Raw genomic sequence first — 8,465 nt, 5'->3', positions numbered from 1 at the left:
GGAGGGGCGGCTCGCGGACGTCACCGGCGCGCGCCCTCCCGCGCCGGCTCCGGCTCAGCGCCCGCGCTCAGCCCTCCCCCGTCGCGCCCTGCTCGATGGCGTCGGCGACCTCCTTCGTGCGGGCGGCTTCCTCGGCGGCGAAGCGTTCGGCGTCGAGGGTTTCGGCGAGTTGCTCGTCCTGGGCCATCAACTGGTCGAGGTTGGCGTCGCCGTACTCGTAGACGCCCATGTCGAGGTAGGCGCGTTGCAGTCGTTCGCCCCAGAGGCCGATGTCCTTGACGCAGGGCACGATGCGGCTGAACAGGAGGCGCCGGAAGAGGTGGACGAACTCGGACTGCTCGCTGTAGGTCTCCGCCTCGGCGGCCGAGATGCCGAAGTTCTCCAGGACCTCGTTGCCCTTGAGACGGTCGCGCATGAGGTAGCAGCCCTCGATGACGAAGTCCTCGCGTTCGCGCAGTTCGGTGGTACTGAGCTGCTGGTAGTAGTCGCGGAGTGCCATGCGGCCGAAGGCGACGTGCCGGGCCTCGTCCTGCATGACGTAGGCGAGGATCTGCTTCGGCAGGGGCTTGTCGGTGGTGTCGCGGATCATGCCGAAGGCGGCGAGGGCGAGCCCTTCGATGAGGACCTGCATGCCGAGGTAGGGCATGTCCCAGCGGGAGTCGCGCAGGGTGTCGCCGAGCAGCGACTGGAGGTTGTCGTTGATCGGGTAGAGCATCCCGACCTTCTCGTGCAGGAACCTGCTGTAGATCTCCGCGTGGCGGGCCTCGTCCATGGCCTGGGTGGCGGAGTAGAACTTGGCGTCGAGGTCGGGCACGGACTCGACGATGCGGGACGCGCAGACCAGGGCCCCCTGTTCGCCGTGCAGGAACTGGCTGAACTGCCAGGAGGCGTAGTGCCTGCGCAGTTCGGACTTGTCGCGCTCGGACATCTTGGCCCAGTGGGGCGTGCCGTGGAGGGTCAGGGACTCGTCGGGAATGCCGAGCGGGTCGTCCGGGTCGACTTCCAGGTGCCAGTCGATGCGCTTGTTGCCGTCCCACTGCTTGTCCTTGCCCTTCTGGTAGAGGGCGAGCAGGCGGGCGCGGCCGTCGTCGTACTCCCAGCTGAAGCGGGCGGCACCGGTGGCCGGCACCTGCCAGTCCGGTTCTCGCGGGTCGTGCGTGTAGAGCTCGTGCGTCGACATGAGACCTCCTGGCACCGCTGACTTGGCGAATCCCGGGACACGAATGGCTAGTTGGCAGGCTCACACGCTCATCAGCACAGGGTCAACAAGTCACGCGGGAGCTCTTGACGAGCTTGCTGACAAGGAGTCTCATAAGGGGAGGTGCTTGATGTAACCGACGGTAACGCCCCAGCAGTGAGGTGCCTCAGCCATGACAACAGCCCCTGACGCCGCCACCGAGGCCGCCGTGCTGCGGGACGCGCTCGGCATGCTCAAGGACCGGGAGCAGGTGGCCGAACGCCTGCTGGAGTCCTCGCGCAAGCACTCCTTCGACCCGGACACCGAGCTCGACTGGGACGCGCCCTTCGAAGAGGGCAAGTGGTTCTGGCCGCCGGAGCTGGTCTCGCTCTACGACACCCCGATGTGGAAGCGCATGTCGCAGGACCAGCGCATGGACCTCGCCCGGCACGAGGCGGCGTCGCTCGCCTCGCTGGGCATCTGGTTCGAGATCATCCTGATGCAGTTGCTGGTGCGGCACATCTACGACAAGTCGCTGACCAGCTCGCACGTCAGGTACGCGCTGACGGAGATCGCCGACGAGTGCCGGCACTCGATGATGTTCGCGCGGATGATCACGACGGGCGGCGCCCCGGCGTACCCGGTGAGCCGCTTCCACCACAACACGGCCCGGGTGCTGAAGACGATCTCCACCACGCCGGGTTCGTTCGCGTGCACGCTGCTGGGCGAGGAGATCCTGGACTGGATGCAGCGGTTGACGTTCCCGGACGAGCGGGTGCAGCCGCTCGTCCGGGGTGTGACGCGCATCCACGTCGTCGAGGAGGCCCGCCATGTGCGTTACGCCCGGGAGGAGTTGCGGCGGCAGATGCTGACGGCTCCGCGCTGGGAACGGCAGTTGACGCGGATCAGCTCCGGTGAGGCGGCGCGGGTCTTCTCGCTGGCGTTCATCAATCCGGACGTCTACACGAACGTCGGGCTGGACCGGCGGGAGGCGCTCGCGCAGGTGAAGGCGAGCGGACACCGCCGCGAGGTGATGCAGAGCGGCGCGAAGCGGCTGACGGACTTCCTCGACGAGATCGGCGTGCTGCGGGGCGTCGGCCGCCGGCTGTGGCGCAGCTCGGGCCTCCTGGCCTGACGCCGCACACCCGGGCCGCCCCGCCCGGAACGGGCCCTCTCCCACACGGGGCGGCCCCCCGCACGGGACGGGCCCCCGTGCCACCGGGCCCGGTCGTCGTGCGCGGTGGCCCGTTACGCTGCCTGGCATGACGGTTCCGGCGTATCGACGCATGAGCGTGGAGGCGCGGCGCTCACAGCTGATCCTCAGCGCGCTCGGCCTCTTCGCGCGGCGCGCTCCGGAGGACGTGTCCCTGGACGACGTGGCGACCGCGGCGGGGGTCTCGCGCCCCCTCGTCTACCGGTATTTCCCCGGCGGCAAGCAGCAGCTGTACGAGACGGCGTTGCGCGCTGCGGCGGACGCGCTGGAGGAGCGGTTCGCGGAGCCGACGACGGGCTCGCTCACGTGCCGGCTCGGGCACGCCCTCGACCGCTACCTGTCGTTCGTGGACGAGCACGACGCCGGGTTCACGGCGCTGCTGCGCGGAGGCAGCGTGGTGGGCACGTCGCGGACGTCGGCGATCGTCGACGAGGTGCGGCGGGCGGCCGCCGACGAGATCCTGACGCACCTCGCCGTGCCGGAGCCGGGTCTGCGGTTGCGGATGACGGTGCGGACCTGGATCTCCGCGGTGGAGGCCGCTTCGCTGATCTGGCTGGACGAGGGCAAGCAGCCGGGGCTGGACGAGCTGCGTGACGGGTTGCTGGACCACTTCGTCGCCGCGCTGGTCGCGACGGCCTCGCGGGACGCGCAGACCGCCGACACTCTGCGGGCCGCCCTGGCCCTGGAACGCGCTGACGGCCCGGTGGGCGACATGGCCCGCCGGGTGGCTCCGCTGGTGGCGGACGCCGCCCACCTGCTCTGACGGGTCCGGCCGGCCGCGGGGGCGTGGCGGCACCGCGAAGGCCGGAGCTGTGAGACTGGCGGGGTGAGAAGCGAAGAGACCCTTTTTGTCGGCGGCCCCATGGACGGGCGCACCCTGCCGGTGCTGCTGGGGCCGACGGGCCGGCCGCCGAAGCGGTACGAGATCCCCGTCCCGGACGCGGACGGCGGCCCGCCGCTGGTCCACGTCTACCTGCTGGAGGCGGCCGGGGTGAACCGGCTGGGGCTGCCGCGAGGGTGGAAGTACGTGCACGCGCCGGAGGAGCCGCCGGGCGGCGGTCTCAAGTGGCCGTGGCGCAGGCAGCGCTGAGCGGGCAGCCGGCCGAGGGGCGGGGAGTGACGAATACTCCAGGGGTGTCTTGGTATGGACCATTGACAGGGTTGGTCTAGTCCTATTCACTGCCTGTGAGGGGCTGCCCGCTCCGTCCGCGCCTCCCACTTCCGCTCGGCCCTTCCCCGCGGGCGGCCCCCGCCCGTCACACGGGCACGGCTGGTGGCGCGGCTCGCCGCCGGGACGCCGCCGACGACCACCACCACGGGCATCGACGGACGCCCGCACCAACGCCTGCCCCCCGAGTCCGGGGAGAGCGTGCCCGGGGGGCAGGCCCCACCACGTCGGCGGCGCCGGGCGCCGACGGCGGTCGGTCGCGCACACCTGGCGGTCCGTCACCAGGCGGCGCGCCGAACGATTCCCGGCGCTCCCCCATCGGGTGACGTTGTTGGGCGAGATCGCCCAACAACACTCGGACAATACGACCGCCGGTGGCACGCTTCCTGCGACCACAGGAGGTGATCGCAGTGCCGGAGAAACCGGACAGGGTGTCAGGGGCACCGCGCGGGCAGGCCTGGGGGCTGCGCACCGCCGGACGGTCGGTGGGGCTGGTGACGGCGGCGACGCTGGTGCTGCTGGCGGCCCCGGTCTCCCCCGCCGGACCGGTGACGCCGGTCGCCGCCGCACCGGCCGACCGGCCGGTGAGTGAACTGCTCACCGAGTTGCGGACCCTCTACCGGCAGGCCGGAGCCGCGACGCAGGCCTACAACGCCGCGGACACGAAGCTGCGGCAGCAGCGCGCCGAGGTCGCCCGGCTGACGAAGCGGCTGTCCGGTGCCCGCTCCCGGCTGGACGCCGAACGGGCCAAGGCCGGCCGGCTCGCCCGCCGGCAGTACCGGGGCGACACCGACGGCCTCACCCCCTACCTGAAGCTGCTGCTGAGCAGGGACCCGGAGAAGGCCCTCGCCCACGGACACCTGCTCAACCGGATCGCCGACGAACAGGCGCTGGTATTGCGGCGGTTGACCGGCGGAGAGCGGCGTCTGGACCGCTCGACGGCGGCGGCTCGCCGGGCCCTGGACCGGCAGCGCCGACTCGCGGAGCGCCGACAGAGCAGGCAGGAGCAGGTGCGGGAGCGGATGGACGCGGTGGCGGAGCTGCTGGCGTCGCTGAGCGAGCGCGACCTGGCCCGGCTGCGGGCGCTGGAGCAGGAGGAGACGGCCGACTCGCAGCGCAGGCTGCTCTCCTCCGGCGCACTGGGCGCCGACGACGACGCCCGCGCGCCCTCACCGGAGGGTGAGCGAGCGGTCCGGTACGCGCTGGACCAGATCGGCAAGCCGTATCGGTGGGGCGCCGAGGGGCCGAGGGCCTTCGACTGCTCCGGGCTCACCGAACGGGCCTGGGACCGGGCGGGCCGGGACCTGCCGCGCACCAGCCAGGAGCAGTGGCGCAGCCTGCGGCGGGTGCCGCTGCGGCAGGTTCGGCCCGGCGACCTCGTCGTCTACTTCGAGGACGCCACCCACGTGGGCATGTACCTGGGCGGCGGGCAGGTGGTGCACGCACCGCGTCCGGGCGCCCGGGTGAAGGTCTCACCCGTCGCCGCCAACCCGGTGCTGGGAGCGGTCCGTCCCGACCCGGCGGCGCCACCGCTGCCGCGCTGGACCCGGCCGGCACTTCCCGCAGGCGCGCTGAACGGCGACGACACGGGCTACTCGGCCTCGTCGGCGCCCTGAAGCACGCCTGGGCACTCCGAGCACGCCTCGCCGCCCCCCTCAGCGCCCTGAGTCACGTCCCCGGCGCCCACGGCGCCACCCCACGGACCCAGAGGCGGGCCCGTGGGGCGGCGTCGGCGGGACGGGCTGCCGCGGCTGAGCCGTCGGGCAGGGAGTCAGGCGGAGACCTCGGCGAGGTAGGCGGCGGCCAACTCCGGTTCGTAGAACCACTGCTCGAAGTCGGCGGGGTTGTTGAAGCCGTTGGCGAACCGGTCCGCCACCGGCTGCAACTGCGTACCGGCACCGATGAGGTTGAGCACGTGCTCGGGCGGCGGGGCCAGCATCGTGTTGGTCCACTTGGTGACGTGCTGGGCGGTGTTCCAGTATCCGTCGAAGGTGGCCTGCATCCACTCCTCGTCGAAGGGCCGGTCACCACGTTCGAGAATGGACGCCAGGTACGAAGCGGCGCACTTCGAGGCGGAGTTGGAGCCCTGGCCGGTGATCGGGTCGTTGGCGACGACGACGTCGGCCACCCCGAGCACCGCGCCGCCGCCGGGCAGCCGGCCGATCGGCTTGCGCACGGTCGGGGCGTAGCGACCGGCGAGGGTGGCGTTGGCGTCGGTCAGTTCCACGTTGGTGGCCCGCGCGTACTCCCAGGGCGTGAACCTCTCCATCAGTTCCAGCGTCCGGGTGAGGTGCTCGGCGGGGTCCTTGATGTCGCGGAACACGTCGAGCGGTCCGCCGGGCACGCCCTCCCAGAAGAGGATGTCGCAGCGGCCGGACGTGGTGAGGCTCGGCATCACGAAGAGTTCACCGACGCCCGGCACCAGGTTGCAGCGGACCGCCTCGGTGTCCGGGTGTTCGGGGCGCGGGCCGAGGCCGTGCACGTAGGAGACGGCGAGCGCGCGCTGCGGGGTGTCGTACGGGGAGCGGGCGGCGTCGCGGTCGAACATGGAGACCAGTTCGCCCTTGCCGGCGGAGACCAGCACCAGGTCGTAGGTGCGGGCGAAGAAGTCCAGGTCGGAGACGGCCGCGCCGTGGATGACGAGCTGCCCGCCGCGCTGGGCGAAGGTCTCCATCCAGCCGGCCATCTTGACCCGCTGGTCGACGGACTGGGCGAAACCGTCGAGGTCGCCCAGCCAGTCGACGGCGCGGCTGCTGTCCGGCGCGGCGACGGAGACGCCGAGGCCCTCGATGCGCGGGGCCTGGTTCTCCCAGAAGTTGATCTGGAGGTCGCGCTCGTGCTGGAGCGCGGTGTGGAACATGCACTGGGTCGACATGACCCGGCCGCCGCGGATCTCGTCCGCGGTCCGGTTGGACATCACGGTGACCTCGTAGCCGTGCGACTGCAGGCCGAGGGCGAGTTGGAGCCCGGACTGGCCGGCTCCGACGATGAGTATCTTCCGCATGGCGGTCCTTCTCCTTGGGGCTGTGTCAGGCGGGTCGCGGTGGCGGCGGGGCTGTCACGCCGGGGTGAGTTCCACCGCGTGTCCGACCAGGACGAGCAGCGCGTCGACGACGGTCGCCCGCTTCCGGGCGTCGATGACGACCACCGGCACCCGTTCCGGGACGGACAGCGCCTCACGGACGTCCTCCGCCTCGTAGGCGGGTGTGCCCTCGAAGTGGTTGACGGCCACGACGTAGGGCAGGCCGCAGCTCTCGAAGTAGTCCAGGGCCGGGAAGCAGTCCTCCAGGCGGCGGGTGTCGGCCATCACGACGGCACCGATCGCGCCGCGCACCAGGTCGTCCCACATGAACCAGAACCGCTGCTGACCGGGGGTGCCGAAGAGGTAGAGGACGAGGTCGGCGTCGAGCGTGATCCGCCCGAAGTCCATGGCGACCGTGGTCGTCGTCTTCTCCGGTGTGGCGGCGAGGTCGTCCGTGTCCTCGCTGGCCTGGGTCATGAGCGCCTCGGTCGTCAGCGGCTCGATCTCCGAGACCGCGCCGACGAAGGTCGTCTTGCCGACACCGAAGCCGCCCGCCACCACGATCTTCGTCGCGATGGGGGCACGGCCGGTGTCCTTCTGCCACTCCTTGAGCGGTTCCGTGTCAGAGTCTGCGAAGTCCACCCAGCACCCTTTCCAACAGTGCGCGGTCGGGACGTCCGGCCGTCTCCCGACCGGTTCCGTACACGCGGATGCGTCCCTGGTCGGCGAGGTCGCTGAGCAGCACCCGCACCACGCCGAGCGGCATGCGCAGCAGGGCGGCGATCTCCGCGACGGAACGCATCCGGCGGCACAGTTCGATGATGGCCCGCATCTCCGGCATGACCCGGTCGCGCAGGCAGGCGCCCCCGTAGGGGAGTTCGCGTCGTTCGGCGGGTCCGGCGAGTGCCGGCGGTTCGACGGCCGCGACGAAGGTCTCCACCAGCAGCACGTGCCCGAAGCGGGTGCGTCCGCCGGTGAGCGAGTACGGGCGGACCCGCGCGGGTTTGCGGTCCGCCCCCGTACGGGAGGGCAAGGGAGGGTGCGAGGTCACTGGTCCAGCTCCATCGACTTGCGCAGCTCGCTGCGGAGTTCGGGTGTGAGGGCGTGGCCGGCCCGGCCGACGAAGAGCGCCATGTGGTAGCCGACGACGCTCATGTCGCAGTCCGGGGTGGCGTGCACGCCGAGCAACGAGCCGTCGCTGATCGCCATGACGAAGACCGACCCCTCTTCCATGCTGATCACGGTCTGCTTGACCGGGCCGCCGTCCATCAGCTTGGCGGCGCCCACGGTGAGCGAGCCCAGACCCGAGACGATCGTCGCGAGGTCGGCGCTGGAGCCCCTGGGGCCGCTGCTCAGCGGTTTCGGCTCGCCGCCCTGTGCCGGGTCGGAGGAGAGCAGCAGCAGGCCGTCCGAGGAGATCACGGCGACGGATCTGACGCCGGGCACCTCCTCGACCAGGTTGGCCAGCAGCCAGCGCAGGTTCTTCGCCTCGCTGCTGGGTGTGTGCGCGGTGGTGGACGCGTTCACTGACGTGCCTCCTCGACGGTCCCGCCGTTGTCGTCCGCCCCCGGTTTGTCCTGCTCTTCGCCGTGCTGGTGGTGCTCGTTCTCGTGCTGGTCGTGCTCGTCCAGCACGGCGTGCCGGTTCTCGTGCTGCCGGCCGGGCTGGTCGGACTCGCCGGGCGGGTCGGGCTGGTCGGGCTGGTCGGGCTGGCGCTGCTCGCCGTCCGGGTGCCGCCGGCCTTCGTCGCCGTTCGGCCGGGGCGGCCGGTGGTTCTCGTCGCGGGGGCCGGGGGCGTTGTCGGCACCCAGTTGGGCCGCCACGTCCCGGTGGCCGTCCCGCGCTCCCTGCTGGAAGCCGCCGAGCCGCTTGCGGAGCTCCTCCG

10 protein-coding genes are annotated in these 8,465 nt (G+C 71.7%); 4 read left to right on the top strand and 6 right to left on the bottom strand.

Annotated features, from left to right (window positions below):
- Positions 1–67 precede the first annotated feature (67 nt).
- The gene (locus ACYVE9_RS09755) at positions 68–1,180 is read right to left on the bottom strand and encodes a ferritin-like domain-containing protein (RefSeq protein WP_461027362.1); all 1,113 of its coding nucleotides are present in this window, start codon (positions 1,178–1,180) and stop codon (positions 68–70) included.
- A 190-nt stretch (positions 1,181–1,370) separates the two neighbouring features.
- On the opposite strand from ACYVE9_RS09755, the gene ACYVE9_RS09750 reads away from it, so the two are divergent.
- The 4 genes from ACYVE9_RS09750 to ACYVE9_RS09735 all read left to right on the top strand — a co-directional run bounded on the left by ACYVE9_RS09750 (position 1,371) and on the right by ACYVE9_RS09735 (position 5,174).
- Complete coding sequence (locus ACYVE9_RS09750; protein WP_461027361.1) at positions 1,371–2,312, top strand: AurF N-oxygenase family protein; 942 nt, start codon at positions 1,371–1,373, stop codon at positions 2,310–2,312.
- Between the two features lie 127 nt (positions 2,313–2,439).
- On the top strand, positions 2,440–3,153 hold the full coding sequence (locus tag ACYVE9_RS09745; protein WP_461027360.1) for a TetR/AcrR family transcriptional regulator: 714 nt from the start codon (positions 2,440–2,442) through the stop codon (positions 3,151–3,153).
- A 63-nt stretch (positions 3,154–3,216) separates the two neighbouring features.
- Positions 3,217–3,480 carry a hypothetical protein gene (locus tag ACYVE9_RS09740; RefSeq protein ID WP_461027359.1) on the top strand — a complete coding sequence of 88 codons (264 nt, stop codon included), beginning with the start codon at positions 3,217–3,219 and terminating at the stop codon, positions 3,478–3,480.
- A gap of 488 nt (positions 3,481–3,968) precedes the next feature.
- Positions 3,969–5,174, top strand: a complete 1,206-nt coding sequence (locus ACYVE9_RS09735; RefSeq protein ID WP_461027358.1) for a C40 family peptidase — start codon at positions 3,969–3,971, stop codon at positions 5,172–5,174.
- Between the two features lie 155 nt (positions 5,175–5,329).
- Here the strand turns inward: ACYVE9_RS09735 and ACYVE9_RS09730 are convergent, their stop codons facing one another.
- From ACYVE9_RS09730 to ACYVE9_RS09710, 5 genes are all read right to left on the bottom strand, one after another.
- Positions 5,330–6,562: a styrene monooxygenase/indole monooxygenase family protein gene (locus ACYVE9_RS09730; RefSeq protein ID WP_461027357.1), complete on the bottom strand. Its 1,233-nt coding sequence runs from the start codon at positions 6,560–6,562 to the stop codon at positions 5,330–5,332.
- Positions 6,563–6,616: 54 nt separating this feature from the next.
- Entirely contained in the window at positions 6,617–7,222 is a 606-nt protein-coding gene (locus tag ACYVE9_RS09725; RefSeq protein ID WP_461027356.1) for a GTP-binding protein, read from the bottom strand.
- Positions 7,203–7,631 carry a DUF742 domain-containing protein gene (locus ACYVE9_RS09720; protein WP_461027355.1) on the bottom strand — a complete coding sequence of 143 codons (429 nt, stop codon included), beginning with the start codon at positions 7,629–7,631 and terminating at the stop codon, positions 7,203–7,205. The genes ACYVE9_RS09725 and ACYVE9_RS09720 overlap by 20 nt, the downstream gene beginning before the upstream one ends.
- Positions 7,628–8,107 (bottom strand): roadblock/LC7 domain-containing protein, encoded by a 480-nt coding sequence (locus ACYVE9_RS09715; RefSeq protein ID WP_461027354.1) that lies wholly within the window; start codon positions 8,105–8,107, stop codon positions 7,628–7,630. Before ACYVE9_RS09715 ends, ACYVE9_RS09720 begins: the two co-directional genes overlap by 4 nt.
- The coding region (locus ACYVE9_RS09710; RefSeq protein ID WP_461027353.1) for a hypothetical protein at positions 8,104–8,465 on the bottom strand (362 nt) is incomplete at its 5' end. The genes ACYVE9_RS09710 and ACYVE9_RS09715, both read right to left, overlap by 4 nt.

This window comes from Streptomyces sparsus, assembly GCF_054776295.1.
This window is presented reverse-complemented; position numbering and strand designations above follow the sequence as displayed.

What these genes read in the sequence shown, in the direction of transcription:
- ACYVE9_RS09750 (WP_461027361.1), top strand. Translation starts at nt 1,371, where the DNA reads ATGACAACAGCCCCTGACGCCGCCACCGAGGCCGCCGTGCTGCGGGAC.
- ACYVE9_RS09755 (WP_461027362.1), bottom strand. Translation starts at nt 1,180, where the DNA reads ATGTCGACGCACGAGCTCTACACGCACGACCCGCGAGAACCGGACTGG.
- ACYVE9_RS09730 (WP_461027357.1), bottom strand. Translation starts at nt 6,562, where the DNA reads ATGCGGAAGATACTCATCGTCGGAGCCGGCCAGTCCGGGCTCCAACTC.
- ACYVE9_RS09745 (WP_461027360.1), top strand. Translation starts at nt 2,440, where the DNA reads ATGACGGTTCCGGCGTATCGACGCATGAGCGTGGAGGCGCGGCGCTCA.